General features: G+C 69.6%; 23 protein-coding genes. 17 read left to right on the top strand and 6 right to left on the bottom strand.

What is annotated here, in order from left to right:
• Positions 1-24 precede the first annotated feature (24 nt).
• The 3 genes from ACIBW9_RS32915 to ACIBW9_RS32905 are packed head-to-tail and all read left to right on the top strand — an operon-like array spanning position 25 to position 2,903.
• Complete coding sequence (locus ACIBW9_RS32915; RefSeq protein WP_398960668.1) at positions 25-831, top strand: ATP-binding cassette domain-containing protein; 807 nt, start codon at positions 25-27, stop codon at positions 829-831.
• Positions 828-1,892 (top strand): ABC transporter permease, encoded by a 1,065-nt coding sequence (locus ACIBW9_RS32910; protein WP_398960667.1) that lies wholly within the window; start codon positions 828-830, stop codon positions 1,890-1,892. Before ACIBW9_RS32915 ends, ACIBW9_RS32910 begins: the two co-directional genes overlap by 4 nt.
• A gap of 15 nt (positions 1,893-1,907) precedes the next feature.
• Positions 1,908-2,903 (top strand): ABC transporter substrate-binding protein, encoded by a 996-nt coding sequence (locus ACIBW9_RS32905; RefSeq protein ID WP_398960666.1) that lies wholly within the window; start codon positions 1,908-1,910, stop codon positions 2,901-2,903.
• A 74-nt stretch (positions 2,904-2,977) separates the two neighbouring features.
• Here the strand turns inward: ACIBW9_RS32905 and ACIBW9_RS32900 are convergent, their stop codons facing one another.
• The 4 genes from ACIBW9_RS32900 to ACIBW9_RS32885 all read right to left on the bottom strand — a co-directional run bounded on the left by ACIBW9_RS32900 (position 2,978) and on the right by ACIBW9_RS32885 (position 7,478).
• Positions 2,978-4,459, bottom strand: a complete 1,482-nt coding sequence (locus tag ACIBW9_RS32900; protein ID WP_398960665.1) for a cellulose binding domain-containing protein — start codon at positions 4,457-4,459, stop codon at positions 2,978-2,980.
• Between the two features lie 214 nt (positions 4,460-4,673).
• Positions 4,674-5,993: a radical SAM protein gene (locus ACIBW9_RS32895; RefSeq protein ID WP_398960664.1), complete on the bottom strand. Its 1,320-nt coding sequence runs from the start codon at positions 5,991-5,993 to the stop codon at positions 4,674-4,676.
• Positions 5,960-6,340: a pyridoxamine 5'-phosphate oxidase family protein gene (locus tag ACIBW9_RS32890; protein ID WP_398960663.1), complete on the bottom strand. Its 381-nt coding sequence runs from the start codon at positions 6,338-6,340 to the stop codon at positions 5,960-5,962. Before ACIBW9_RS32890 ends, ACIBW9_RS32895 begins: the two co-directional genes overlap by 34 nt.
• Positions 6,341-6,470: 130 nt before the next feature.
• Positions 6,471-7,478 carry a hydroxyacid dehydrogenase gene (locus tag ACIBW9_RS32885; protein ID WP_398960662.1) on the bottom strand — a complete coding sequence of 336 codons (1,008 nt, stop codon included), beginning with the start codon at positions 7,476-7,478 and terminating at the stop codon, positions 6,471-6,473.
• Between the two features lie 124 nt (positions 7,479-7,602).
• On the opposite strand from ACIBW9_RS32885, the gene ACIBW9_RS32880 reads away from it, so the two are divergent.
• From ACIBW9_RS32880 to ACIBW9_RS32815, 14 genes are all read left to right on the top strand, one after another.
• Positions 7,603-8,856, top strand: coding sequence for an FAD-binding protein (locus ACIBW9_RS32880; RefSeq protein ID WP_398960661.1), 1,254 nt, complete (start codon positions 7,603-7,605; stop codon positions 8,854-8,856).
• A gap of 128 nt (positions 8,857-8,984) precedes the next feature.
• On the top strand, positions 8,985-10,226 hold the full coding sequence (locus tag ACIBW9_RS32875) for an ROK family transcriptional regulator (protein ID WP_398960660.1): 1,242 nt from the start codon (positions 8,985-8,987) through the stop codon (positions 10,224-10,226).
• Between the two features lie 11 nt (positions 10,227-10,237).
• Entirely contained in the window at positions 10,238-12,082 is a 1,845-nt protein-coding gene (locus ACIBW9_RS32870) for a glycoside hydrolase (protein ID WP_398960659.1), read from the top strand.
• 246 nt (positions 12,083-12,328) lie between these two features.
• Positions 12,329-13,597 (top strand): ABC transporter substrate-binding protein, encoded by a 1,269-nt coding sequence (locus ACIBW9_RS32865; protein WP_398960658.1) that lies wholly within the window; start codon positions 12,329-12,331, stop codon positions 13,595-13,597.
• Between the two features lie 20 nt (positions 13,598-13,617).
• On the top strand, positions 13,618-14,586 hold the full coding sequence (locus ACIBW9_RS32860) for a carbohydrate ABC transporter permease (RefSeq protein WP_398960657.1): 969 nt from the start codon (positions 13,618-13,620) through the stop codon (positions 14,584-14,586).
• Entirely contained in the window at positions 14,583-15,449 is an 867-nt protein-coding gene (locus ACIBW9_RS32855; RefSeq protein WP_351467331.1) for a carbohydrate ABC transporter permease, read from the top strand. The genes ACIBW9_RS32860 and ACIBW9_RS32855 overlap by 4 nt, the downstream gene beginning before the upstream one ends.
• Before the next feature lie 28 nt (positions 15,450-15,477).
• Positions 15,478-18,351, top strand: coding sequence for a glycoside hydrolase family 2 TIM barrel-domain containing protein (locus tag ACIBW9_RS32850; RefSeq protein ID WP_398960656.1), 2,874 nt, complete (start codon positions 15,478-15,480; stop codon positions 18,349-18,351).
• Between the two features lie 89 nt (positions 18,352-18,440).
• Positions 18,441-19,526, top strand: coding sequence for an MFS transporter (locus ACIBW9_RS32845; protein ID WP_398960766.1), 1,086 nt, complete (start codon positions 18,441-18,443; stop codon positions 19,524-19,526).
• Complete coding sequence (locus tag ACIBW9_RS32840; RefSeq protein WP_398960655.1) at positions 19,523-20,530, top strand: ATP-binding cassette domain-containing protein; 1,008 nt, start codon at positions 19,523-19,525, stop codon at positions 20,528-20,530. Before ACIBW9_RS32845 ends, ACIBW9_RS32840 begins: the two co-directional genes overlap by 4 nt.
• A 1-nt stretch (position 20,531) precedes the next feature.
• A complete protein-coding gene (locus ACIBW9_RS32835) occupies positions 20,532-21,335 on the top strand; it encodes an ABC transporter permease (RefSeq protein WP_398960654.1) in 804 nt (267 codons plus the stop codon).
• 5 nt (positions 21,336-21,340) lie between these two features.
• The gene (locus ACIBW9_RS32830) at positions 21,341-22,141 is read left to right on the top strand and encodes an ABC transporter permease (protein WP_398960653.1); all 801 of its coding nucleotides are present in this window, start codon (positions 21,341-21,343) and stop codon (positions 22,139-22,141) included.
• A gap of 54 nt (positions 22,142-22,195) precedes the next feature.
• Positions 22,196-22,648, top strand: a complete 453-nt coding sequence (locus ACIBW9_RS32825; RefSeq protein ID WP_398960652.1) for a hypothetical protein — start codon at positions 22,196-22,198, stop codon at positions 22,646-22,648.
• 31 nt (positions 22,649-22,679) lie between these two features.
• On the top strand, positions 22,680-24,398 hold the full coding sequence (locus ACIBW9_RS32820) for a hypothetical protein (protein WP_398960651.1): 1,719 nt from the start codon (positions 22,680-22,682) through the stop codon (positions 24,396-24,398).
• Between the two features lie 130 nt (positions 24,399-24,528).
• Positions 24,529-24,894: a signal peptidase I gene (locus ACIBW9_RS32815; RefSeq protein WP_398960650.1), complete on the top strand. Its 366-nt coding sequence runs from the start codon at positions 24,529-24,531 to the stop codon at positions 24,892-24,894.
• Between the two features lie 28 nt (positions 24,895-24,922).
• Here ACIBW9_RS32815 and ACIBW9_RS32810 read toward each other — a convergent pair whose 3' ends face one another.
• Together ACIBW9_RS32810 and ACIBW9_RS32805 are read right to left on the bottom strand one after the other, a co-directional pair.
• Positions 24,923-25,867 (bottom strand): MFS transporter, encoded by a 945-nt coding sequence (locus ACIBW9_RS32810; RefSeq protein WP_398960765.1) that lies wholly within the window; start codon positions 25,865-25,867, stop codon positions 24,923-24,925.
• Between the two features lie 95 nt (positions 25,868-25,962).
• Positions 25,963-26,682 carry a hypothetical protein gene (locus ACIBW9_RS32805; RefSeq protein ID WP_398960649.1) on the bottom strand — a complete coding sequence of 240 codons (720 nt, stop codon included), beginning with the start codon at positions 26,680-26,682 and terminating at the stop codon, positions 25,963-25,965.
• Positions 26,683-26,686 lie beyond the last annotated feature (4 nt).

Genomic DNA, 26,686 nt, shown 5'->3' with positions numbered 1-26,686 from the left:
ACGATACCAACGCGAAGGCACAACATGGCCTCTGCAAGGGAACCACTTCTCGCGGCACACGGTGTGGTCAAGCGTTTCGGTCACGTCCAGGCGCTGCAGGGCGCCGACTTCACGGCGTACGCGGGCGAGGTCGTCGCCCTGATCGGGGACAACGGCGCAGGCAAGTCGACTCTGGTGAACGTCCTGTCGGGGGTGCTCGCACCCGACGAGGGCGAAGTGCGGATGGAGGGGCGGGCGGTCCGGTTCGGCGGGCCGATGGACGCTCAGCGGCACGGACTTGAGACCGTCTACCAGGACCTGTCGCTCGCGCCGGATCTGGACGCGGCGGCCAATCTCTATCTGGGCAGGGAGGTCGTGCGCGGCGGGCTGCTCGGCCGCCTCGGCGTGCTCGACCGGCCGGCGATGCGGCGGGAGGCGGTCAAGGCGTTCGCGGAGCTGGGCGTGGAGCTGAAAGATGTGACGGCTCCTGTGACAACGTTGTCCGGCGGTCAACGACAGTCGGTGGCCGTGGCGCGTGCGGTCGCGTTCGCGAACAAGGTCATCTTCATGGACGAGCCGACGGCCGCGCTGGGGGTGGTGCAGCGCGCCCGGGTCCTGGACACCGTGCGCAGGGTCGCCGACCGGGGCATCTGTGTCGTGCTGATCAGTCACAACATGCCGGAGGTGCTGTCGGTCTCGGACCGGGTGGAGGTGCTGCGACTCGGGCGCCGGGTCGCCTCGTTCACCGCGGCGGACACGACCATCGAGGAGCTCGTCGGGGCGATGACCGGGTCGCTGGACGAACCCGCCGGGCAGAACGGGTCCTTGAGGAAAGCGGAGGACGGGCGATGACCGCCGACAGCAAGGAAGTCCGGCCGGCCGCGGCACAGCAGCAGGCCCCGCCCGCCTCGGACGGTGCGGGCCGGACCGTACCGGACTGGCTGCGGCGGGCGGCCGGCATCAGCGAACTGTGGACCTTCGTGATCCTCGTGGTGCTGGTGGCGTTCTTCACCGTCGCCGCGCCGGGCAAGTTCTTCACCCAGTACGACCTCACGCAGATCGCCGTGAACGCGGCCATCTATCTGGTGCTGGGCGTCGGCATGACCTTCGTGATCATCACGGCGGGGATCGATCTGTCGATCGGTTCGGTGCTGGTGCTGTCCGCGGTGGCCGCCGGCGAGTACAACATCCACCACGGCGGGCCGGACGCCGGCTGGGGCACGGTCGCGGACTGTGTGGTCATCGCCCTTGCGGTGGGCGCCGGTTGGGGTGTGCTGCAGGGTGCGGTGGTGGCGACGGGGAAGGTGCCGCCGCTGATCGTGACGCTCGGCGGCCTGGGAGCGGCGCTGGGGATCGCCGAACTCGCCACCGGGGGCCAGGACCCGGCGGGTGCGGCGGCCACGCATCTGCAGAACAGCCTCGGTTTCGGCAAGGTGCTCGGCATTCCCTGGCTGGTGGTCCTGGCCGCGGTGGTGACGGCCGTGTTCGGGCTGGTGCTGGGGGCGACGAGGTTCGGCACGCACACCCTGGCCATCGGCTCCAATCCAACCGCCGTACGGCGTGCGGGAATCGGGGTCGGCCGGCACCTGGTGATGGTGTACGGGCTGATGGGCCTGCTGGCCGGGCTCGGCGCGGTGATGTGGCTGGCCTCGTACGGCACCACGTCGATCGCCGGGCACTCCACCGACAACCTGAAGGTGATCACCGCCGTGGTGCTCGGCGGCACCAGCCTCTTCGGCGGGCGCGGCTCGGTGCTGGGCACCGTGATCGGTGTGTTCATCCCGGCCGTGCTCACCACCGGACTGATCGTCATCGGCGTTCAGCAGTACTGGCAGGACGTCGCGGTGGGCGTGGTGCTCGTCGCGGCCGTCTACGTCGACCAGATGCGCAGGAAGACCCGAGAGCAAGATTGAGGAGATGTCTCGATGATGAGCATTCGCAGCAGGCGCAGCGCACTGGTCGCCGCGGGCACCGTACTGGCCCTGACCGGGGCCGCCGCGTGCGGTTCGTCCAGCGGTGGCGGGTCGGGGTCGTCGGGCGGTGCCGCGCACAAGAAGGTGCGGCTGATCACCGGTGTGAAGAGCGACCCCTTCTACATCACCATGACCTGCGCGGCGAAGACGGAGGCGAAGGCCAAGGGCATGGACTTCGGCGCGGACGGTTCCGCGCAGTGGGACGTGTCGGTGCAGCGTCCGCTGCTGGACTCGGTGGCGGCCTCCCGGCCGGACGGGCTGATGATCTCGCCGGTGGACACCAGCGCGCTCACGCCGTCGTTGAAGCAGATCCAGTCGGCGGGCACCAAGGTCGCGCTGGTCGACACCACGGTCACCGATGACTCGATCGGCATCACCCGCATCTCCTCGGACAACGAGAAGGGCGGCCGCGTCGCCGCCGACGCGCTCGCCAAGCTGATGGGCGAGAAGGGCTCGGCCATCGTCATCAGCGTCAAGCCCGGTGTCTCCACGACCGACGCCCGGATCAAGGGTTTCACCGAGGAGATGAAGAAGTACCCGAAGATCAAGATGCTGCCCACGCTCTACGACAACGACCTGCCGGCGACCGCCGCCTCCCAGATCCAGTCGACGCTGGCGGCCCACCCCGACCTGGGCGGTGTCTTCGCGGGCAACACCAACACCGGGCAGGGCATCGCCACCGGCCTCAAGCAGGCCGGCAAGGAGGGCGCGGTGAAGGTCGCCGCCTTCGACGCCGAACCCGACGAGGTCGCCTCCCTCAAGGCGGGCACGCTCCAGGTCCTGGTCGCCCAGGACCCGGCGGCGATCGGCAGGGAGGCCGTCGACCAGCTGGCGGCCGCCTTCGAGGGCAAGAGCGTCCAGAAGTCGATCGGCACGAACATGGTCGCCATCACGAAGGCGAACATGGACGACCCGTCGGTCAGCAAGTACTTCTACAAGTCGGGCTGCTGACCGAGATTCCTCGAAGGACCGGGTGGCTCTGGCGAGGTCACCCGGTCGCGGCTTCCGTGACGGGCCGTGCGAGGTCAACTCTTCGCGCAGGCCAGCCCGTTGAGGGTGAAGTCGTACGGCGAGGAGTTCTTGCCCTGCCAGGATCCGAGGAAGCCGAAGGTGATCTTGCCGTCCGCGGGGACGGCCTTGTTGTAGTCGGCGGCGGTCGCGGTGACCCGGGAGCCGTTCTGGGAGACGCTCGCGTCCCACATCTGGCCGACCTTCTGGCCGTCCCGGAAGGACCAGGCGACCCGCCAGGTGTCGAGGGCGTCGGCGGTGGTCACGGTGACGGTGGCCTGGAAGCCGTCGGTCCACTGGTTGTCCAGGTGGTAGGCGACCTTGCAGGTGGCGGACGCAGTGGTACCGGGATCCGGGGCGCTGCTCTGCGTGGTGGCGGAGGTGCCCTGGGGTTCCGGGTCGGAGTGCTTGCCCCCGTCGGGTTTCGTCGGGGTGGCGGAGGCGGAGTGGGTCGGGGAGGCGCTCTTCGGTGTCGGGGTGGCGGACGGCAGGGACGGGCGCGGGGCCGCCACCGGGCTGCTGTCGGTCGGTGCGGCGCTGCCGGCGGCCTCGTTGTCGCTGCCGCCGAACGGCATCATCGACGTGGCCAGCGCCAGCAGCGACACCATCACGGCGGCCACGAGCAGCCCGCCCCGGACGACGCGTGCGCGGTCGACGAGGGTCCTCGGTTCGACGCTCTGCCCGTCTGTCGCCTCCGGTCGGCCCACCCCGAGGCGCACCTCGGCGGCCCGGCGGCGGCGCTCCAGGTAGGCGAGGCCGCCCCAGCCGATGACACCGCCGGCGAGGGCCGCGGGCAGCCCGCCGCCCTGGGGACGCAGACAGGCGGCGGCCTCCGCGCAGTCCACGCAGGTGGCGAGGTGCCGTGAGAGGTCCGGCGGGATGTCGGCGGCGGGCGACCTGGTGATCGCGTCGAGGAGGCGCGCATAGCTGCGGCACCGCGCGTCCATCGGCGTGTCGAGGTGGTTGCGGTGGCAGCGGTCCCTGAACAGGCCCCGCACCTGGTCGAGTTCCTCGCCCACGAGGGCCGGGTCGAGGCCGAGCCTGCGGGCCACCACGGACCGCGGCAAGGACTCCACCTCGGACAGCCACAGCAGCGCCGCATCCGCCTCCTGGAGGTCGCGCAGACCGCGCAGGGCGATCGGGCGGCGCAGTGGGGGGCCGGTGTAGCGGGCGGCCTTCTCCGAGTTGAGCCACAGGCGCAGGTCGGGGTCGAGGTCCTGGCCCTGGCCGTCGGCCTCCCAGGCCGCCGCCGTGGTGCGTACGGCGGTCAGCAGCAGGGGGATCACGGGGAGCCGGGGCGAGCGGCGGCCGTTGCTCCGGGCGCTTGCGGTCTCGGCGGCGCGGACCTCGCGCATACCGAGCGCGAACGCCTCCTTGGCCAGCTGAGTGGCCGCCGTGGCACCGGCCGTGCACAGGTCGGCGTAGGAAAGCACCGCGTCCCAGCACTCGGAGAACAGCGCGGCTTCGGCGGCGTCCTTCGGGGTCGGCAGGTCGGGCATGAGTCTCCTGCATCCACAAGCGAGGTCAACTCACCATTTCGGCGAAGGAGTTGGGGGGAACCTCGCGGCAGGACAGGAGCCTTTCACGTTTTCAACACAACTGACAAGCGCTGTGTTCAGTTGCCCTGACAGAACCTGTGATCCGGCCGGAGACACAACTCCGGCCGGATGTACGGACGGGGACCCGTTTTGACTCAAAGTCCCCGTCCTTCACTCACACCTCGGCCGCCTCCTGTGCCGGGAGGCTGTCCATGAACGAGCTGACGGAGAACACCGCGCGGCCGGGTCCGGGCGGGCCGTATCCGGGCGGGGAGGAGAGGCCGAAGTCGTCCATCGTCCGGCGATAGGCCTGCAGCAGCCTGATGTGGTACTCCAGCGGGGCACCCTGGGGGTTGGCCTTGCCGAGCGGGGTGGTGGGCTCGGGGCACCAGGTGGTGAAGCGGGGCGTGATGCCGTGCGACATGAAGAAGCGCAGGCCCTCGGTGGTGGACTCGATGGCCTCGTCGACCGTCTTGAACCCGAAGGGCTCGGCCATCTCCACGCCGGCCACGAAGTTGGGGATGACGTTGCGCGCGCCGAAGATCTCCGCCGAGTCGAGGATCCGCTTGTGCCACTCGTCGCGGCCGACGTAGCGCTCCTTGCCCGGGCAGTACATCTTGAACAGATACTCGTCCCACACCTCGTAGTTGGGGTGGTAGATCTGCACGCCGTAGTCCTTGAACCGCTGCACGTCGTCCTTGGGCAGCGCCTGGGCGACGACCTTGCCGATCCAGCGGCCCGGGAAGTGCTCCTCGATGGCCTTGGCGTACATGCCGTAGAAGTCGGCCTCGTCACGGCCCTGGAGCCTGGAGGTGATGGCGCCGCCGGTGAGGGTGTAGGCGGTGGAGGCCTTCGCGGTGTCGTAGCGGTTGATGATCTCCAGCGCCTCCAGGACCTCGTCGACGTCCTTCACGCCGGTGTACGGCCGCCCGGCGGCCTTGTGCTGACGCCAGTTGTGGTTGATGTCGCAGTACTGGCACTCCTCCTTGGCGCCGAAGTACTGGCAGACCCGGAAGACGGTCAGATAGATCAGGTAGCCCCACTGGATGGTCGGGGCCACCTCCATGACCGACTTTCCGTTGGAGAGGGTGTGCCGGTAGTACTCCGGCATCGGCGGCACCCCGACGTCGGCGATGCGCTTGCCGTCGAGGTAGAGCCCGAGCATCCCCTCGTCGTCAGCGGCGACGCGGTAGGGCGAGGTGGGGTTCACCCGTACGGAGACGACGGTGCGGCGCAGGTCGTAGGGGCCGCCGGTGAGGATGATCTCCTCCGGGGGACGCCTCAGCGCGGCCTCGCCCAGCTCCGGCAGGGTGCCGTGGTCGAAGGAGAAGATGAAGTACGACTTCGGCTTGACCTCGCCGGACTCGTTGTCGCTGAGCGCGGACGGGTCGAAGGCCACGCCTCCACGCAGCAGGTCCTCTTTGAAGACGGCTTCCCGCGGTACGTGCGGGAAACGCTCCATCAGATCCTCGACCAGTGCGGTACGGCTGCCCATCCCGACTCTCCTTCCGGCTCAGGCGTTCGACTCCTCACGGTATGCCCTGGCACCCACGTCAGCCGTGCCGGGTCCCCCCGCGGCGCGGGATGTGTCCTGGTACGGGGGTGTCCGGCGGCAGCAGCTGGGGGGCCGGCGCCCGAGTCCTTGCGATCGGGCAGTCGGTCGTACGGCCACTGGCCCGGCGCCGCACGCTCGGTGAGCCGGCGCAGTCCCTCCGGCTTCTCCTCGGGGTCGGTGACCTTGCGGGCCTCGCCGTGGATCACCGGGCTGCGGTAGCTGACGCGGTGCTCGGAGACCGAACGGACGAGGACCGGCCGTCCACGTGCGTGACGGTACTGCGTCATTCCGGGGGCAGCCCCCGGACCCTCGCAGGGGCAGCCGACTCGGCGCTCGCGAGACGGACCTGAGTGGCGCAGACGGGAGGTCCGCCCGCGCCCCGAAGGGGGGTGGCACTTCCCGCGGAGCGCCAGGTGCTCACGCTTGCCGCTGCAGCGCCCCCGGATCGACCGGATGGGCCGGCTCCGCGCCCGTCAGCAGGCGTGCGGCCTCCTCCGCGACCGTCATGCCGAGGCGGGACAGCTCGTTGCCCTGGGAGCCCGCGAGGTGCGGGGTCACGAAGGCACCCGGCAGGTCGTGGAGAGGGGAGTCCGCGGGGAGCGGCTCGGGGTCGGTGACGTCGAGGACGGCGTTCAGACGGCCGGTGCGGACCTCGTCGACCAGGGCCTCGTGGTCGACCAGGCCGCCGCGGGCGGTGTTGATCAGGGTCGCCCCGTCCGGCATCAGGGCGAGTTCCCGGCGGCCGATGAGGTGGTGGGTCTCCGGGGTCTCGGGCGCGTGGATCGTGACGATGTCCGAGGTGCGCAGAAGGTCGTCCAACGGCAGGAGACCCACGCCGAGTTCGGCCGCTCGCGACTCGGTGACGTACGGGTCGGTGAGGCTCACCCGCAGGTCGAAGGGGGCCAGCAGCTCGATGACGCGGCGGCCGATGCGGGAGGCGCCGATCACACCGACACGGCGGCCGTGGTTGCCGATGCCCGGGACGACGCCCCAGCCGGGGTGGGCCCGGGTGGTGCGCAGGCGCTCCCGGGCGCCCAGGATGTCCTTCCCGGCGAGCAGGATCATCGCGAGGGTGTACTCGGCGACCGGCAGCGCGTTGGCCGCGGCGGCCGAGGAGACCGCGATGCCGCGCCGCCAGACCTCGGGCGTGGTGAAGCCCTTCACCGAGCCTGCCGAGTGCAGGACCGCGCGCAGTTTCGGCGCCGCGTCGAGGACCGCGGCGTCCAGGCGCGGGCAGCCCCAACCGGTGACCAGGATCTCGGTGCGCGCGAGCACCTCCCGGACGCGCGGCTCGGTGAAGTCCTCGGCGATCAGGTCCGGATCGATGTCCACCGCCTCGCGCAGTCGCGCGAGGACCCTTGCGGGGAAGACGAGCGGCAGGTTCTCGGCGGTCATGGCGAACAGAGCCTGGGGACGTTCAGGCAAGGCGTGGGCCCTCCGGCTTCGGCGAGGAAGTTGTGGAAAACGCTCTCCACGCTAGGTCGCGGCAGATGAGAGGGTCAATGCAGAGGGGTCCATGCACCCGCGCTCGCCGGAGGGACGACAGGGAATGACGGAGACGGTCACCAACTGGGCAGGCAACATCACCTATACGGCAAAGGAGTGGCACCGCCCCCACTCGCTCGACGCGCTCAGGACCCTCGTGGCCGGCAGCGCCAAGGTCCGCGTCCTGGGCAGCGGCCACTCCTTCAACGAGATCGCCGACCCGGGCCCCGAGGGCACTCTGCTCTCGATCGCCGGGCTGCCTCCGGTGATCGACGTGGACACCACGACCCGCACGGTACGGGTCTCGGGCGGCGTCCGGTACGCGGAACTGGCCCGCGTGGTGCACGCGCACGGGCTCGCGCTGCCCAACATGGCGTCCCTGCCGCACATCTCCGTCGCCGGTTCGGTGGCGACCGGCACCCATGGCTCGGGGGTGACCAATGGATCGCTGGCGGCACCGGTGAGCGAGGTGGAGCTGGTCACGGCCGACGGCGACACGGTGCGGATCGCGCGGGGCGACGCACGGTTCGACGGCGCCGTCACCTCGCTCGGCGCGCTCGGCGTCGTGGTCGCCCTCACCCTCGACCTGGAGCCGGCCTTCGAGGTCGAGCAGCACGTGTTCACCGAACTCCCCCTCGCCGGGCTGGACCCGCACACGTTCGAGACGATCGCTTCGGCGGCGTACAGCGTGAGCCTGTTCACCGACTGGCGGGAGCCCGGCTTCCGGCAGGTGTGGCTCAAGCGGCGCACCGACCAGCCGCTCCCGGACTTCCCGTGGGCCGCGCCCGCCACCGAGAAGCTGCATCCCGTGCCGGGGATGCCGGCCGTGAACTGCACGGAGCAGTTCGGGGTGCCGGGGCCGTGGCACGAGCGGCTGCCGCACTTCCGGGCGGAGTTCACACCGAGCAGCGGGGCCGAGCTGCAGTCGGAGTATCTGCTGCCGAGGCAGCACGCCGTCGACGTACTGCGTGCCCTCGACGGGATCCGGGCGACGGTGGCGCCCGTGCTGCAGACCTGCGAGATACGGACGGTCGCCGCCGACCGGCAGTGGCTGAGCCCGGCGTACGGGCGGGACACGGTGGCGGCGCACTTCACCTGGGTGGAGGACACGCAGGCCGTGCTGCCGGTCGTGCGGCTGCTGGAGAAGGCGCTGGACCCGTTCGACGCCCGTCCGCACTGGGGCAAGGTCTTCACCACGCCCGCGGCGGTGCTGCACGGCCGCTACCCCCGGCTGGCCGACTTCCGGGCGCTTGCGCGGACGCTGGACGGGGACGGAAAATTCGCCAACCCCTTTGTGCGGACAGTGCTGGACGACTGACCTACGAAGCACTTTATAAACCCCCTTTCCTAACCCCTTGTCGAAAGCCCCCGCAGGCCATAGCCTTGCGCCGCGCCGGTGCCGACGTGCCCGGTGCGCCTGAGCGAAGGGACGGGGGTAGGCCACCGGTGAAGCGCACATCACGTGACATCCGCACCGCGAACCGCTACGAGGTGCTGCGCCAGATCATCGCCGCGTCTCCCACCTCCCGGCAGGAGCTGGCGGCCGCCACCGGTCTGAGCCTTGCGACGGTCGCCACGCTCGTCGGCGAGCTGCTCGATCTGCGGATGATCACCGAGGTCGGGTTCGAGGACTCGGCGGGCGGCCGCCCCCGGGGTCTCGTGGCCGTCAACGCGTCGGGGGGCGCGTTGATCGGCGTCGACATCGCGGAGACGTACGTCCATGTCGAGCTGTTCGACCTGGCGCTGAACGTCCTCGCCCGGGCCGAGGAGGACGTCCACCCCGGCGAGAGCCTCCCCGTGCAGCTGGTCGGCCATGTGGCCGCCGCCGTCGGCTCGGTGGTCACGCAGGCCGGCATCGAGGGTGCCCGGGTGCTGGGCGTGGGCGTCAGCGTGCCGGGACAGGTGGACCGCGCCACCGGCATCGCCGAGTACGCCCCGAACTGGGACTGGCACGACGTGCCGCTGCTCGACCTGCTCACCGAGCACATCGCCTACCCCCTGTACCTGGACAACCCGCTGCGTGCCGTCGCGGTCGCCGAGCTGTGGTTCGGGGCCGCCCGCGGGCGCGGGGACGCCGTCGTGGTCACGCTCGGGACCGGCGTGGGCGCCGGACTCGTCCTGGGCGGCGCACTGCACCGCGGTATCAGCAACAGCGCAGGCGAGTGGGGTCACAACACGATCGTCCTGGACGGCCGGCTGTGCCACTGCGGCAACCACGGCTGCGTGGAGACGTATGTCGGGGCGCCCGGAATCATGCTGAACCTGCGGGAGCTCAGCCCCGGCAGCCCGCTGCTGCACCCGGAGGACCAGACGGCCACCATCGCCGCCCTGGCCCAGGGGATGCGCGAGCACGACCCGGTGGCGGTCAAGGTGGTCCGGGACACCGCCCGTTACCTCGGCGCCGGCATCGCCGACCTGGTCAACCTGTTCAACCCCGAAGTGGTCGTGCTCAGCAGCTGGGTCGCGGCCGCCCTCGGCGAGCCCCTGGTCGCGGAGGTGCGCGAGGCCGTCGCCCGGCACGCGCTGCCGCGTCCGATGGCCGCCACCGAGATCGTCCTCTCCCCGATCCCCACCGACCCGGCGTGTCTGGGTGCGGCGACGTTCGCGCTGGAAGGCGCGTTGCAGTCCGTCGGGCAGAGGAATGCGAAACGCACCCCCGCAAGGAGCCGTACCGCACCACCTTCATGACGACGGAAGGGATGCACGTGTCTCACCCCCACCCCCGCAGATCCGCCCTGTGGACGGCCGCCGCCGCGCTCGCCGTCGCGGGCCCCCTGATATCCGCCCCGACCTCCTCGGCCGCCACCCCCACGGCGGCCGAGGTCTCCCCGCACGCCGCCCAGACCATCGACGACATCGGCGCCTCGGGCGCCTGGTGGGTCAACGACCTGCAGCACTTCAAGCCCGAGGTGCAGGCCCGGGTCGCGGGCCTGCTCTTCTCCCGGCAGGGCCTGGCCCTCTCCTCGTACCGCTACAACATCGGCGGTGGCGGCGTCGCGGTCACCACCCCGGCCCGCGCCGCCCAGGACTTCCTCGACCCCGACGGCTCGTACGACTGGAGCAATGACAACGGCGGCCGCACCTTCCTCAAGTACGCCGCGAAGTACGGCGTCAAGGACCTGATCGGCTTCGTCAACAGCGCGCCCGCGCAGTGGACGACCAACGGCCAGAGCTGCGGCGGCCAGTTGAAGGCGGGCAGCGAGCAGGACTTCGCCACGTACGTGGCGGACGTGACCGACCACTTCGCCGAGCAGGGCGTGAAGCTGGACTACATCAGCCCGTTCAACGAGCCGGACAACGACTTCGGGGACTGCGGCCAGGAGGGCATGAAGGTCACCGTCGACCAGCGTGACGACATCGTGCGGGCGCTCGGCGCCGAGCAGCGGGCCCGCAAGCAGCGAACGTCGATCATCGCCGACGAGTCCAGCAAGACGACCCAGTTCACCGACGAGCTGCCGCAGTGGATCTCGCAGCCCGGCACCGCGCAGTACGTGTCCGCGCTCGCCCACCACACGTACAACAACCCCAATGACGGCCAGCTGGGCAACGTCTACGAGACGTCGAGGACGGTCGGCAAGAAGTCCTGGGCCACCGAGATCTGCTGCTTCGGCAAGGGCACCACGGGCTGGAACCAGGAGTACGACCCCACCATCGACAACGCCCTGCTGATGTCGCGGATCATCTACAAGGACTTCGCGAGCTCGCACGACTCGGCGTTCCAGTGGTGGGTGGCCCTGGCCAGCGGCTACGGCAGCTCCCCCACCGAGCGCAACGACACGGGCTGGAACGACGGCCTGATCTACTACGACCCCGACTACGCGACGAACGGCAACCAGAAGCTGTACTTCACCAAGCGGTACTACGCGCTCGGCCAGTACAGCAGGTTCGTGAGGCCGGGTTCGGTCGCGCACGACGTGACCGGGGCACCGGACGGCGTCGAGGTGTCGTCGTACGACCGGAACGGCACATGGGTGGTCGTGGTCAACAACCACAACTCCACCGACACACCGCTGAGTTTGCACTTCAATAACAAGACGCCGGTGCGGGCCGAGCAGGCCGTGCGGACCTCGGCCACCGAGGACTGGGCGAACGTCGCCAGGCCGACGGTGAGCGGCGGCACGGCGTCCACGACCCTCGCGGCCCGCTCCATCACGACGTACGTCTTCGACCAGAAGGGCAAGGGCAGCTCGGCGATCACGGGTGCGCTGCAGGGCAAGCAGTCCGGCAAGTGCCTGACCGCGAGCGCGTCCGGGGCCGCCATCAGCACGTGCACGGGCGGTACCGAGCAGTCGTGGTCGTACGACGGCAAGGGCGCCCTGAAGGGGCCGAACGGCTATCTCACCGCCGGGAGTTCGGGCCTGACGACGACCGCCGGCTTCACCGGTGACGCGAGCCAGCGCTGGCTGCTGAACGCCAACGGCCAGATCCTCAGCGAGGCGTCCGGCAAGTGCCTGGACGTCAGCGGGCAGGCGACCGCGGACGGCAGCAAAGTGATCCTGTACAGCTGCAACGGCGGTACCAACGAGGTCTGGAACAAGGCCTAGTCCTGGCCTAGTCCCCGGTGCCGAGGGCCGCCGGCCACATCCTGACCCGGTGGCCCTCACCCCCGCACCACCCCATGTTCGGGATTCCGAACCGGATTTAACGCTTCGAACAGGCTTCGTCCAACCCCTTGCCGAAGCCTTAGCCGAAGGTTAACGTCCCCGCACCACAACGCAATTCGAGCCACGTAGCAGCCAGGTGCGCTGGAGCCGTGGAGCCGCAGCCGCAATCGAGACAAGGACGTCAGCATGTCGGCAATGAGCAACAGCAACTTCTCCCGTCGGTCCATATTCCGGGCCGCCGCGGGCATGGCCGCCGCGGGCACGCTGGCTGCGTGCGGCAGCAACAACGGGCGGGGCGGGAGCGGTGGGGGGTCGGGCAAGCAGCTCACCCAGTACTTCCACGCCTACGGCGAGGCGGGCACGGAGCAGGCCCTCAAGCGGTACGCGGCGGCCTACAAGAAGGCCAACGTCAACACCAACTGGATCACGGGCAACAACTTCGAGTCCGCGCTCTTCGCGGCACTGCTCACCTCGAAGGCGCCCGACGTCTTCGAGTTCCACCCGCAGCTGCAGCTCGTCAAGAGCGGCCAGGTGGCGGACCTGACCGACCTCATCGACCCGGTCAAGAGCGACTTCAACCAGAACGACATCAAGTCCCACACGGTCGACGGGAAGATCTACGGGATACGGATGATCGACGACCCGCAGTTCTTCTACTACCGCAAGTCGATGCTGGAGAAGGCGAAGGTCGACGTCCCGACCACGCTCGACGAGCTGATCGAGGCCGCCGCCAAGCTCACCACCGGCAAGGTCAAGGGCGTCTTCCTCGGCAACGACTTCAGCGCGATCCAGAACCCCATCATCTGGTCCGCCGGTGCCGACACCATCAACGACAAGAACGAGATCGCCTACCACACGGACGGCGTCATCGAGGGCCTCAAGAAGCTTCGCACGCTGTTCACCAGTGGCAACGTGCTCCTCGACGCCCCGACCGACTTCTGGGACCCGTCCGCGCTCAACCAGGGTCTGTGCGCCATCCAGTGGGGCGGCATGTGGTCCATGCCCGCCATGCAGAAGGCGCTCGGCGACGATCTCGGCATCTTCCCGTTCCCGAAGATCGGCAGCGCCGGCAAGCCGTCCGTCTACAACGGCGGCTGGTCGATCTTCGTCAATGCCAAGGGCAAGAACGTCGAGGCGGCCAAGGAGTACGTGAAGTGGCTGTGGATCGACCAGACGCAGTACCAGGAGGACTGGGCCACCTCGTACGGCTTCCACATCCCGCCGCGCACCTCGATCGCCAACAAGGCCACCAAGCTCAAGTCGGGTCTGCCGGCCGAGGGCGTGAAGCTCTTCACGGACTACGGCCACTTCGACAACATCGCCTACGACCAGACCATGCAGAACGCGTTCGCCGAGGTGATCGCGTCCTCCGTCCGTAAGAACGGCGACCCGGAGAAGGCGCTCGACACCTGCGACAAGAAGGTCAACGTCGAGCTCAAGAAGCTGTTCGGATAGGCCGCCGGGAAGACCACGACATGTCGACCACCACCACACGCGGGGTCGCCCAGCCCGCCCCGGCCAAGGCCTCCCAGGCCCGGCCGCGGCGGGGCCTGCGGGGCAACGCCACCGTCAACTTCTGGCTCTTCACCGGGCCCTTTCTGATCGGCCTGGCGATCTTCGTCTTCGTGCCGATCGTCTGGAGCATCTGGCTCAGCTTCTTCGACGCCCGCTACACCGTCACGCCGAGCCATTTCATCGGCTTCGACAACTACAAGCAGATCCTGACCAACAGCGAGTTCCCCGGCTCACTGGTGACGTTCACCGTGTTCGCCGCGTTCATCGTGCCGACCACCTGGGCGCTGTCGCTGGGCCTCGCTCTGCTGGTCAACCGGCTCAGGTTCATGCGGGCGTTCTTCCGCTCGGTGTTCTTCCTGCCGACCGCCGTCTCCTACGTGGCCGCGGCCCTGATCTGGAAGATGTCCATCTTCAGCGGCGTCCGCTTCGGACTCGCGAACACGGTCATCGGCTGGTTCGGCGCCGACACCGTCGCATGGATGTCCAACCCCACCCCGCCCTGGTACTGGCTGGTCATCGTGACCCTGCGCCTGTGGATCCAGTCCGGCTTCTACATGATCCTGTTCCTGGCGGCGCTGCAGAACATCCCGACCGAGCTGTACGAGGCCGCCGCCATCGACGGGGCGAAGAAGGGCTGGCAGACCTTCCGGTACATCACGCTGCCGCAACTGCGGGCCACCTCCACAGCGGTGATCCTGCTGCTGCTCATCGCCGCCTACCAGGCGTTCGACGAGTTCTTCAACATCATCGGGCAGAAGGCGACCTGGGCCCAGACACCGCTCATGGTGCTGTACAAGTCGGCCCTCGGCACCAGCCAGGACTACGGCGCAGGCAGCGCGGGCGCGGTCATCCTGTCGCTGCTCATCTGCCTCGTCACCCTGATCCAGGGCAAGTTCATGGGCTTCGGAAGGGGGGATGAGTCCAAGTGACCACCACCGCACCTCAGGTCGGAAAGCAGCGCAAGAAGGGCCGGGGCGTCTTCGGCAACACGGGGCTGTACATCGCCGTCGGTGTCGCCGCGCTGCTCTTCCTGATCCCGTTCTATCTGATCGTCCGCAACTCGCTCTCCACGGATCTGGAGATCACGGGCGAGAACTGGAAGGTGCTGCCCTCGTTCCAGTGGGGCAACATCTCCGAGCTGTTCGACGACCCCACGGTCGACTTCGGCCGCTCCATGATCAACTCGCTGGTCGTCGCCGTCCTGACCACCTTCGGCACCCTCCTTGTGTGCTCCCTGGCCGGCTACGGCCTGGCCCGCATCCCGTACAAGCACGCCAACAAGGTGTTCTACGCCGTCCTGGCGACCCTGATGGTCCCGACGGCCGTCACCTTCGTGCCCAGCTTCGTGCTGGTCTCGTCACTCGGCTGGGTGGACACCTACCGGGGCCTGATCATTCCGGGCCTTTTCAGTGGTTTCACCTGCTTCCTTTTCCGGCAGTACTTCCTCGGATTCCCGAAGGAGCTGGAGGAGGCGGCACGCGTGGACGGGCTCGGCTACTGGGGCGCGTACTGGCGGATCGTCGTGCCCAACTCGCTGAACTTCTTCGCGGCGATCGCCACGATCACGTTCATCAGCGCCTGGAACTCCTTCCTGTGGCCACTGGTCATCGGCCAGGACCCGAGCTCCTGGACCGTCCAGATCGCGCTGTCCTCCTTCATGACCAACCAGACCGTGAACTTCCATCTGATCTTCATGGCCACCGCCATCTCCATCCTGCCCCTGATCTTCGTGTTCCTCTTCCTCCAGCGCTGGCTGGTGCAGGGGATCGCGCAGACCGGCATCAAGGGCTGACACCCGCAATCCCGAGACCTGGAGACCGATGACTTCCCGCACAACAACGGCCGTCGACTACGTCGAGGACGTCTCCCCGGGCAGCGGCGCCCTGCCGCCCCGCGCCTGGTACGCGTCCTCGGACGCCAAGTCCCTGTCACTGAACGGAAGTTGGCGCCTCAGGGTCTCGCCGACCAGCGACGCCGAGGACGACTCGTTCGCCGAGCCCGGATTCGACGCCGGCGGCTGGCCCGAGGTCACGGTCCCCGGCCACTGGGTCCTCCAGGGCGACGGCGCCTTCGGCCTGCCCATCTACACCAACCACCTCTACCCCTTCCCGGTCGACCCGCCGCACGTCCCGACGGAGAACCCGACCGGCGACCATCTGCGCGTCTTCGACCTGCCCGCGGACTGGCCGGCCGACGGCGGGGCCGTCATCCGCTTCGACGGTGTCGAGTCCTGCGCCCGCGTCTGGCTGAACGGCACGGACATCGGCGAGTTCAAGGGCTCCCGGCTGCCGCACGAGTTCGCGGTCGGGCACCTGCTGAAGCCGAGCGGCAACGTGCTCGCCGTACGCGTGCACCAGTGGTCCGCGGGCTCCTACCTGGAGGACCAGGACCAGTGGTGGCTGCCCGGCATCTTCCGTGACGTGACGCTGCTGCACCGCCCGGCCGGCAGCGCCCTCGACTTCTTCGTGCACGCCTCCTACGACCACGTCACGGGCGAGGGCACCCTGCGCGTCGACTCCGACGTCGACGGACGGGTGACCGTGCCCGCGCTGGACATCGATGTCGCCACGGGTGAGCCGGTGACGGTCCCGGTCGAGCCGTGGACGGCCGAGACGCCGAAGTTGTACGACGGCGAGCTGGTGACCGAGGGCGAGCGCGTCCCCTTGCGCATCGGCTTCCGGACCGTCGCCCTCGAGGACGGTCTGATCAAGGTCAACGGCAAGGCGGTCCTCTTCAAGGGCGTCAACCGCCACGAGTGGCACCCCGACAAGGGCCGAGCCCTCGACCTCGAGACCATGCGTGAGGACGTGCTGCTGATGAAGCGGCACAACGTCAACGCCGTCCGCACCTCCCACTACCCGCCGCACCCGGCCTTCCTCGACCTGTGCGACGAGTACGGCCTGTGGGTCATCGACGAGTGCGACCTGGAGACCCACGGCTTCACCGAGCAGGCCTGGCGGGACAACCCGGTCGACGACGACCGCTGGACCCCGGCGCTCCTCGACCGCGCGGCCCGCATGGTCGAGCGGGACAAGAACCACCCCTCGGTCGTCATCTGGTCGCTGGGCAACGAGGCCGGCACCGGGCGCGGCCTCACCGCCATGGCCGAGTGGATCCACGGCCGGGACACCTCGCGCCTCGTGCACTACGAGGGCGACTGGAACTGCCGTGACACGGACATGTACTCGCGGATGTACGCCGACCACGCCGAGGTCGAGCAGATCGGCCAGGAGCTGGACGGAGGCACGCACAAGCGGCGTGGGCTCCCCTTCATCCTCTGCGAGTACGCGCACGCCATGGGCAACGGCCCCGGAGGACTCGCCGACTACCAGCGGCTGTTCGAGACGTACGAGCGTCTCCAGGGCGCCTTCGTGTGGGAGTGGATCGACCACGGCATCACCCACCCCGAGCTGGGCTACGCCTACGGCGGCGACTTCGGCGAGGAGCTGCACGACGGGAACTTCGTCTGCGACGGACTCCTGTTCCCGGACCGGACCCCGTCACCGGGGCTGGTCGAGTTCAAGAAGGTCGTCGAGCCGGTCGGCATCGAGGGCGACGGCTCCGCCGGAACCGTGCGGGTCACGAACAAGCAGGACTTCGCCGACCTGTCCGCCTTTGCGTTCGAGTGGTCGTACCAAGTGGACGGGGAGACCGTCGAGTCGGGTTCCCTGTCGGTGCCCTCGCTCGGCCCGGGCGAGTCGGGCGATGTGAAGCTGCCCGAGCCGCCCGCCGACGGTGGTGGCGGCGAGACGCAGTGGACGGTGCGGGCCTCGCTCGCGGCCGACACGGCGTGGGCGCCCAAGGGCCACCCGGTGGCGTGGGGGCAGTTCGCGGTGGCCGCGCGGCCGCTGCCGAGGGTTGCCGCGACCGACGGACCCGTCCTCGGCGAGCGGGTCATCACCCTGGGCCCGGCCTCCTTCGACGCCCGCACCGGTGCGCTGAGGACCATCGGCGGGGTCGCGGTGAACGGTCTGCGCCTCGATGTGTGGCGGGCGACCACCGACAACGACGAGGGCGCCGAGTGGCAGACCGACACGCGCTACGCGGAGCTGTGGCGCAAGTACGGCCTGCACCGCATGCGGCACCGGCTCGACGGGGTCGAGATCGGCGACGACGCGCTGACCGTACGGACCCGGGTGGCCCCCGCCGCCTGGGAGTTCGGCCTCGCGACCGTGTACCGCTGGACGTCCGACGGCAACCGTCTGAAGCTGACGGTCTCGGTGGGCCCGGAGGGCGAGTGGACGGTGCCGCTGCCGCGGCTCGGCGTCCGCTTCGGGCTGGACGCGAGCGCCGACCGTGTGCGCTGGTTCGGCGGCGGTCCCGGTGAGGGGTACCCGGACACCAAGTCCGCCTCGCAGCTCGGCCGTTGGGAGTCCACGCTCGACGCACTGCAGACGCCGTACCTGCGCCCGCAGGAGAACGGCGCACGCGCCGACGTCCGCTGGGCCGAGATCGGCGGGCTGCGCATCGAGGGCGATCCGGAGTTCTCCTTCAGCGCCCGGCGCTGGACCACCGAACAGCTGGACGCGGCCTCGCACCGCACCGACCTCACCCCCGGTGACACGGTCTGGGTCAACCTCGACCACGCCCTGCACGGCATCGGCACCGGGTCCTGCGGCCCGGGCGTCCTGCCGCAGTACGCCCTGCGCGCCGAGCCGGCCGAGTTCTCCTTCGTCTTCTCGGAGATCAGTTGACGGACACGGACATACGGTCCACCGCGGCCGGCCGGCTCTTCAGTCGGGCGGCCGCGGTGGCGTCCTGTCTCGGCTTCGTCCTCATCGGCATGCTCCAGGCGCTGTACGGCCCCTCGGTGCCGGGTCTGCGCGCGGAGTTCGGGCTGTCCCCGTCCGGTGCCGGGCTCGGTCTGAGCCTGCATTTCACGGGCGGTGTCGCGGGCGTCCTGGCCTTCAACGCGATCCACTCCCGGATCAGCAACCGGGCGCTGCTGGCGGCGAGCTACGGGCTGATGACGCTGGGCGGTGCGGGCTTCGCGCTCGCCCCGAACTGGCCCCTCGCGCTCGCCGCCGCCTTCCTCGGCGGCCTCGGCTTCGGCGGCCTCGACTACGGGCTCAACCAGCTGTTCGCGGTCGGCTTCGGCGACCGTTCCACGGCCATGCTCAACGTGCTCAACGCCCACTTCGGCATCGGGGCGGTGCTCGGCCCGGCGGTGGTGGCCTGGCTGGGTCCGGGCGAATACGCGTACGCCTTCGGGGCGTGTGCGGTGCTGGCCGCGGTGCTGGTCCCGCTGGGATCGAGCGGCGTGCGTACGCGCCCTGTCGAGCCGTCGGAGAAGGAGCGGCAGCCCGGATCGCGGGGCGGCGGCCTGTCCCGCGTCCTCGTCGGCTTCCTCGCCCTGTACATCCTGAACGTGGGCGTGGAGGCGGGGGTGGGCGGCTGGGAGCCCACGCATCTGGAGACCGTCGGCTACAGCACGGCCGTGGCCGCCTCGGCGACCTCCGTGTACTGGCTGATGATGACGGCGGGCCGTTTCCTCGTCGTGCCGATCACCCTGAAGCACTCCCCCGAGCGGATCCTGACGATCTGCGCGGCCGGCATGACGGTGTGTCTGCTGCTGGCACGTGTAAAAGGAGTGGCGCCGGTGGCCTACGCCGGTGTTGGGTTGTTCATCGCACCGGTCTTCCCGACCGGACTGCCCTGGCTGAACAGGGCGCTTCCCCAGGCGAGGCGCGCCGGTGCCTGGGTCATCGCCGCGTCGATGATCGGCGGAGTGGCGGCTCCCCCGCTGCTGGGGGCGGGCATCGAGGCCTCGGGCATCCAGGCCGTCCCCTGGCTGCTGACCGCGCTCTCCGCCGCCTCGCTCGCGGTGACCGTCTGGCTGATCCAGCTCACCCGGAGGTTCATCGAGTGATCGGCAGTATCGAGGTCCGCTCCCTCTCCCGCTCCTTCCACACCACTGTGCGCCGTCCGGGCTTCGCGGGCGCGCTCAGGTCCCTCGTCAATCCGGAGCGGGCCGTCAAGCACGCCGTCTCCGACATCAGCTTCGACGTGGCGCCGGGTGAACTCCTCGCCCTGCTGGGCCCGAACGGCGCCGGCAAGTCCACCACCATCAAGATGCTCACCGGCATCCTCACGCCCACCTCCGGCGAGGCCCGGGTGGCGGGCGTGGTGCCGTACGAGGAGCGGGAGCGCAACGCCCGTAACATCGGCGCCGTGTTCGGGCAGCGCACCCAGCTGTGGTGGGACCTGCCGGTGCGGGAGTCGTTCTCGATCCTGCGGGACATCTACGACGTGCCGGATGCCGAACACACCGCCCGGCTGCGCGAGTTCGACGACATCCTCGAACTGTCCGCCTTCTGGGACACCCGCGTGCGCCATCTCTCCCTCGGCCAGCGGGTGCGCTGCGACCTGGCCGCGGCGCTGCTGCACGACCCGCCGGTCGTCTTCCTCGACGAGCCGACCATCGGCATGGACGTGGTGGTCAAGGAGCAGGTCCGGGAGTTCCTGCGCCACCAGGTCGAGCAGCGCGGCCGTACGGTGCTGCTGACCACGCACGACATGACGGAGGTCGAGCGGCTCGCCGAGCGGGTCGTCCTGATCAACCACGGGCGGCTGGTCCTCGACGGCTCCCTCGACGAGATCCGCCGCAAGTTCGGCTCGACCTGGCAGGTGCGGGCGACGCTCGCCGACGGGCACACCGACGTCGTACCGCCCCCGGGCATCGCCCTGCTGCGACAGGACGGCCCGCAGGTGGTGTTCGGCCCGGACGGGCCCGAGGCGCCCACGGTCCACCAGGCGCTCAAGGCGGTCATCGAGCGGTACGAGGTGACCGGCATCGCCATCGACGAGGCGGACCTGGAGGACGTGATGCGGGTCGCGTACGCGCATGCGGAGCCCGCGGCGGAAGGGGTCTGACATGGCCGTTCTGCACGCATGGCGGGCCGCCCGCGTCACCCCGCTCGGCGAGCTGCACGCCCCGCCCCGGATGACGGCCGTCCTGGTCCGGCTGGTCGTCCAGGTGGTCCTGGTGGCGTCCCTGTGGAGCGGCCTGTACGCGCATTCCGGCGCCACGGCCGGCATGACCCGCGAGCAGGCCATCAGTTACGCCGTGCTGGCCGTGCTCGCCTCCCGGCTGCGGGAGCTGGACCAGTACGCCGGCCGGGACACGGTCATCCAGCACATGCACTTCGGCACCATCGTCTACTGGTACCTGCGCCCACTGTCTCCCGCCCGCTACCACGCGCTGCGCGCCCTCGGCGAGCAGGTCTACGGGGCCGCGTGGGCGCTCGCCGGATACGCGGTGTGCCTCGCCGCCGGGGTGATCGAGCCGCCCGGGTCGGCGGCGGTGGCCGGGGTGTTCGTCCTCAGCCTGCTGCTCGGCCAACTGGTCCTCTACTTCGTGATGCTGCTCCTGGACCAGCTGTGCTTCTGGACCATCCGCAACACCTCCGCGATGCTCATCCTGCTCTTCGCGCAGAACCTGCTGTCCGGGGTGTACGCCCCGCTGTGGTTCTTCCCCGGCTGGTTCCGCACCATGAGCACCTTCCTGCCCTTCCAGGCGACGCTCAGCGTGCCCCTGTCGCTGTACGTGGGCCGGATCCGACTGGCCGACGCGGGCGGGCAGTTGGCGATCCAGGCCGTGTGGGTCGTCCTGCTCTTCTTCCTCACCCGGTTCCTGTGGCGGCGGGCCGCGCACCGGGTCATCTCCCAGGGAGGCTGAGGCCCATGAACGCCGTCCGGATCGCCTGGCGCATCACACGCCTCAACATCCGCGCCCAGATGGAGTACCGCATCGAGTTCCTGCTGAACATCGCGATCGGTGCGATCTGGCAGGTGTCGGTGATCGTGTTCGCGACCGTGCTGCTGACCCGGTTCACCGGGATGGGCGGCTGGGACAGCTCTCAGGTGCTGCTGATCCCGGCGACACGGATGCTGGCCCACGGGTTGTTCGTGCTGTGTCTGGGCCGGGTGCACCAGCTGGGCCGGTTCGTCCAGGAAGGGAAGATCGACATCTATCTGCTGCGGCCGATGCCGGTCCACCGGCAGGTGCAGCTGCAGTTCTTCCCCACCAATGCCTTCGGTGACCTGACGGTCGCCGTGGGCCTGATGGTCGGCGCGCTGTCCCGCAGCCACCTCGACTGGACGGCGGGGCGGATCACGTATCTCATCGCCTGTGTGCTCGGCGCCATGCTGCTGGAGGCCGCCCTGTTCACGGCGGTCGCCTGCGCCGCGCTCCGCTTCCCGGCCGCCGACTACTGGGGCCGCTGGCTCGAGGAGCTGCTCGGCACCTTCGGCAGCTACCCGCTGAACGTGCTGCCCAAGGCGGTGGGCGGCTTCCTCACCTTCGGCCTCCCGCTCGCGTTCGTCGCCTACTTCCCGGCCGCGGTGCTCACCGGGCACGGGCACGACACCGGGGTCCCGTACTGGCTGGCGGCGGCCTCCCCACTGCTCGGCGTGCTCGCGTACCTCGGGGCACGGCTGCTGTGGCGCTGGAGTCTCGACCACTACACAGGGGTGAATGGCTGACGGCGACCGCCACCCGTGCGGAAATCGGCCGCATGTATCTCAAAAGATTCGGCCATGGCGTCGCGACAGCCGCCGCACGCAACGACTCAACAACGTATTCCAATTCAGCCTCTACGACCTGGCGACGTTCACACCGCCGGCCACCGTCACCCAGGCGACCGGCAGCGCGTATTCCGACTTCCGGGGCTTCACGAGCCTCGGGCAATACCTGTACATGATCGACGGAAACGCATTCGCGTACGCGAACAGTACGACGACTGCGCCTCCAACCCCGACGGCAATGCCTACGTCACCAGAATCGACTGGAACACCGGTTCCACGAGCGACCGTCAGCTCACCAAGGCCGGTCAGAGCCTGTATTATCGGGAGCCCGAAGGCCTTGCCATTCAGATTCCGGACACCAGCAATACGGCCGCCTGCCGGTTGGCCATGGGGTTCGCATCGGAGAACTCGGCCACCGACACCGACAAAATGGCGAGTTTCTACTACGAGAGCTCCCTCATCTGATCATGGTTCGCCCGCCCGAGGAGCTCTCTGCATGAGCAAGACCGCCGACGCCACCGTCTCCGTGCCCGATACTGCGTCCACCCGTGCGGGGCTGCCGTTACCGGCTGACCCTGCGCCGTTGCACCGAGCGATCACACTGCTGGCTCTCATCAGCCTGTTCATCGGTACTCGTGCCGACTGGAATGCCGCGATCATGAAGCGGCCGGTGGTCGGCGGCGTCATCACCGTCGGGTACGCGGGGATCCTGATCCTCTCCATCCTCGCCGTCGCGGTGCGCAGCCGCCGCGCCCTCGTGCAAGTCGACGCGGGAGCACTGCTGCTGGGGTGCACGCTGGCCCTGTGCTCCTACGCCGTCAGCAGTGGCATGAACGACGAGACGGTGCTGATGACCCAGGCCACACACGAGCTGGTGCACGGGCATGCGGTGTACGGGCATGAGTGGCCGTGGGTGTTTCAGCACCACCACGTCGGTGTGACCAAGACGATGTCGGGCGGTGCGGACTACTCGTTCGCCTATCCACCGTTCGCGCTGTTGCTGATCGCCCCCGTGTACGCGGTGATCGGCGCCAAGGCGGTCACCCTCGTCCCGACTCTCCTGCTGATCGTCGGCGCCGCGGTGCTGTGGTGGCTGCTGCCGGCGCCGTGGCGGTCTGCGGCGACGGCGGTCTGTCTGGGCTTCCCCATGCTCAAGGGGTATGCGGCCATGGGCTATCCGGCGATCCCGGCGCTCGTGCTGCTCATCCCGGTGGTGATCGGCTGGCCCGCAACAGGTGCCGGGGGGCGGCTCGGCCGCTGGGACATCGTGCGCGCCGGGCTCCTCGGGGCCGCGTGTGCGACGCAACAACTGCCCTGGTTCCTCGCCCCGTTCCTGCTGGTCGGTGTGTACGCGCTGCGGCGCGGGGAACTGCCCGCGCGGGCCGCTCTCGGCGTGGTCGCACGTTTCACCGGGATCGCGGTGGTCGTGGCGCTGGCCGCGAACGCGTACTTCATCGCGCAGAGCCCTCGGGCCTGGCTCTCCGGCCTGCTTCTGCCCTTCACCCAGCACGGGGTGCTGCACGGCCAGGGCATCATGGGCCTGTCGTACTACTTCTCCGAGGGCAGCAGTCGGCTGGACTTCTACTCGTACGGCAGCATGCTGCTTGCCGCCGGGCTGCTCGTGTTGTTCGTGCTGTTCGTACGGCGGCTGGGCCCGGCCGCGACCGTGCTGCCGTGGTGCGCGTTCTACCTGGCCACGCGGTCGCAGGACGGCTACTACCTGCTGATGACGCCGCTTTGGGTGGCAGCCGCCGCGACCGCCCCTGCGTCCGCCTTCACCTCGGCCTGGCAGCCCCGGTTGCCGTTCGGCCGACGGCGGGCCGTCAGCGCGGCCCTCGCTGCAGCGGTGCTGGCTCCGGCCGCGGTGTGCGTGGCCGTCGCCACCGCGAGCGGCCCGCCGATCCGACTGGCAGTGGGTGAGGTACGGGGTGACAGCCGCGGGATCAGCCGGCTCACCGTACAGGCGACGAACACCGGTGGCACCCCGCTGACCCCGAACTTCGCGGCCAGCACCAGCGAGAACTCCTCGGGGTACTGGACCGTCCGCAGCGGCCCGGCCGTGCTGCGCCCGCACGAGTCGGCGCGTTACGTTCTGGTGCCGAGCGCCGGACGCTACTCCGTCCCGCAACGAGCCCATCTGCGTGTGCGACTGAGAGTGTTCACGGACCGACCTCAGACACTGAGCAGCGCCGACATCCCGGTACCGAAGGGGTAGCTGTCCTGCGTCACCTGCGCTCACCCGGGAGATCTTCCGGCTGCGTCCTGGGCATACGACCCGCTCGTCTTCCCCCTCTGCAAACTTCGCGTTGTCATAGGGCAGTTGAAGCGCACTAAAGTCCGGCCACGTGAACAACAGCGTGTACGTGGGCAATGCGGGCAAGGATGCGGCACTGGACCGGGGGTGGCTGCTGGGCCATTTCAAGGACGTGGGCGATCCGCGTCACAGCGAGGCTGTGGAGATCAAATGGGGCGTCCACCCGCGCGGCGATGAGCGACCGCAGTGGGTCAAGGGCGAGGAGCGCACCGCTCTGCTGGTTCTCATCAGTGGTCGCTTCCGCGTTGAACTTCCTGGCCGCAGTGTGCTTCTGGAGCAGCAGGGCGATTACGTCGTGTGGGGGCGCGGGGTCGACCACTCATGGTTCGCGGAGGAAGAGTCGGTCGTACTGACCGTTCGGTGGCCGTCCGTGCCCGGCTACGCAGCAGCCGGGTGAGCAGCGTGTGCGAGGGCGACAGCCTCGTTCACTGGACCAGTTCGATGTGCGGGTGGTCCGGGGATGCCGGGCAGGCGTGGACCTGGAGGTTGTAGCCGCCGGCGATGCCGATCATCGTGAGGTTCGTCGTCGGGTAGCCCGGAGGGAGAGGGGTGGGGTCGGTGTGCTCCTTCTGCGGGGCCCAGCTCTCGCTGCCGCCGTCCCATTCGGTGCCGACCGTGCCGTCGTCGTGGCCGAGGTCGTGTTCGAGGTGGTAGATGACCAGGTCGGTCAGGCCGAGGGTGAGGAAGCTGAAGACGAAGAGCAGGGCGGTGAGGGCGCGCAGGACCGGGTGGCCGTAGAGGAAGGACACCCCCGTGCGCAGGTCCCGCCAGAGGCCGGTGCGCTCGGGTGGGCTCTCGTCGCGGGGGCGGGCGCGGAAGCGTACGAGGAGCATGCAGGCCGCCGAGACCCCGAAGCTCGCCGCGTCCACGCCGACGGCTGCGGCCGGCCCGGTCCAGGCGGCGACGAGTCCCGCACCCAGCGGTCCCAGCACCCCGGCCCCGGCGGCCGTGGCGTTCAGACGGCCGTTGGCCTCCGTCAGCCGGTCGCTGCCCACCAGGCTGCGGACGACGGTGACGTAGCCGACGGCGAAGAACGTGCCGACGGCCTCGCACAGCGGCAGCACCACGTACAGCAGCCACAGTTGCGGCCCGAACAGCCACACGGCGGGGATCAGCCCGTACAGCAGCATCCTTACGAGGTCACAGGCGATGAGGAGTCTGCGGCGGTCGGCACGGTCCACCACGACCCCGGCGAACACCGCCGCGAGGACGGCGGCGGCCGTGCCCACCGCCGTCAGCAGCCCCATGCGGGCGACCGACCCGGTGGCCTGGAGCACCAGCAGGGGCAGGGCGATCAGGGCGAAGGAGTCACCGAGGACGGACAGCGTCTGGGCGGCCCAGAAGACACCGAAGTCCCGTTGCCGCCACAGGGGTCGGTCAGCCGGGGGTGCGGTGTCGGGTGCGCTGCTTTGGGGCTCGCGGCTGCCGGATGCCTTCGGACGTCTGAGCCACGCTCCGCCGCCGTTCACGCGGTGACCAACTCGTCCCAGTGGTCGGCGAGCGCCGGGATGGGCTGCGGGACGGGGCCGAGGCCTCCGTCGTACGGTGCCTCCAACTCGTCCACCGCGTCCTTGACCGCCCGTTCGGAGACGGCCGGTGGCACGGGAGGCAGCGTGTAGCGGACGCCCGGGCCGTCGCAGGGGTGGGGGGTGGTGTCGGCGTGGTGCGGTACGGGTGTGTAGCTGGTCCAGTCGAGGCTGTTGAGGCGGTGGATCTGGTCGGCCCAGTGCTGGGCGTCACGCATGTCACCGCGGCGCAGATGGAGCAGGTAGAGGCACAGGGCGGCGGTGACGCTGCCGGCACCCGCGGTGTAGCGCCACCAGAACTGGGCGCCCTCCTCCTGGTCGGCGAGGTACAGCAGACAGGCGAAGGTGAGGGCGCCATCGGGGTCGCGTTCGGTGTCGAAGGCGGTGATGCGGCGGGCGGCACCGTGGTGGTGGACGGTGCCGCGGCACAGCAGGCGCAGGTCGTGCGCCGCCTGTTCGTGCAGGGCGGCCGGGAGCGGGTTGGCCCCGGCGCCGTGGCCGCAGTGCGCGGCGGTGTTGAGGAACCGCATCCAGCGCAGCTCGTGCAGGTCACGCGCGAGGTCGTGCCGGGCGGCTTCCAGGTCGGCGTAGCCGTACTCGCCCTGGAAGACGCGGGAACGGCGCAGGGCCTCCTCGATGCTGCGCGGGGTGCGGTTCACGGGT

Source organism: Streptomyces sp. NPDC049541 (assembly GCF_044465725.1).
Lineage (GTDB): Bacteria > Actinomycetota > Actinomycetes > Streptomycetales > Streptomycetaceae > Streptomyces.
The sequence above is the reverse complement of the archived record's forward strand: the minus strand, read 5'-3'. Positions and strand labels throughout refer to the sequence as shown.

Bases quoted from the DNA above. Each gene is read 5' to 3' on its own strand.
- ACIBW9_RS32915 (WP_398960668.1), top strand. From the start codon at position 25: ATGGCCTCTGCAAGGGAACCACTTCTCGCGGCACACGGTGTGGTCAAG.
- ACIBW9_RS32910 (WP_398960667.1), top strand. From the start codon at position 828: ATGACCGCCGACAGCAAGGAAGTCCGGCCGGCCGCGGCACAGCAGCAG.
- ACIBW9_RS32905 (WP_398960666.1), top strand. From the start codon at position 1,908: ATGAGCATTCGCAGCAGGCGCAGCGCACTGGTCGCCGCGGGCACCGTA.
- ACIBW9_RS32900 (WP_398960665.1), bottom strand. From the start codon at position 4,459: ATGCCCGACCTGCCGACCCCGAAGGACGCCGCCGAAGCCGCGCTGTTC.
- ACIBW9_RS32895 (WP_398960664.1), bottom strand. From the start codon at position 5,993: ATGGGCAGCCGTACCGCACTGGTCGAGGATCTGATGGAGCGTTTCCCG.
- ACIBW9_RS32890 (WP_398960663.1), bottom strand. From the start codon at position 6,340: ATGACGCAGTACCGTCACGCACGTGGACGGCCGGTCCTCGTCCGTTCG.
- ACIBW9_RS32880 (WP_398960661.1), top strand. From the start codon at position 7,603: ATGACGGAGACGGTCACCAACTGGGCAGGCAACATCACCTATACGGCA.
- ACIBW9_RS32870 (WP_398960659.1), top strand. From the start codon at position 10,238: ATGCACGTGTCTCACCCCCACCCCCGCAGATCCGCCCTGTGGACGGCC.
- ACIBW9_RS32865 (WP_398960658.1), top strand. From the start codon at position 12,329: ATGTCGGCAATGAGCAACAGCAACTTCTCCCGTCGGTCCATATTCCGG.
- ACIBW9_RS32860 (WP_398960657.1), top strand. From the start codon at position 13,618: ATGTCGACCACCACCACACGCGGGGTCGCCCAGCCCGCCCCGGCCAAG.
- ACIBW9_RS32850 (WP_398960656.1), top strand. From the start codon at position 15,478: ATGACTTCCCGCACAACAACGGCCGTCGACTACGTCGAGGACGTCTCC.
- ACIBW9_RS32845 (WP_398960766.1), top strand. From the start codon at position 18,441: ATGCTCCAGGCGCTGTACGGCCCCTCGGTGCCGGGTCTGCGCGCGGAG.
- ACIBW9_RS32835 (WP_398960654.1), top strand. From the start codon at position 20,532: ATGGCCGTTCTGCACGCATGGCGGGCCGCCCGCGTCACCCCGCTCGGC.
- ACIBW9_RS32830 (WP_398960653.1), top strand. From the start codon at position 21,341: ATGAACGCCGTCCGGATCGCCTGGCGCATCACACGCCTCAACATCCGC.
- ACIBW9_RS32825 (WP_398960652.1), top strand. From the start codon at position 22,196: ATGGCGTCGCGACAGCCGCCGCACGCAACGACTCAACAACGTATTCCA.
- ACIBW9_RS32820 (WP_398960651.1), top strand. From the start codon at position 22,680: ATGAGCAAGACCGCCGACGCCACCGTCTCCGTGCCCGATACTGCGTCC.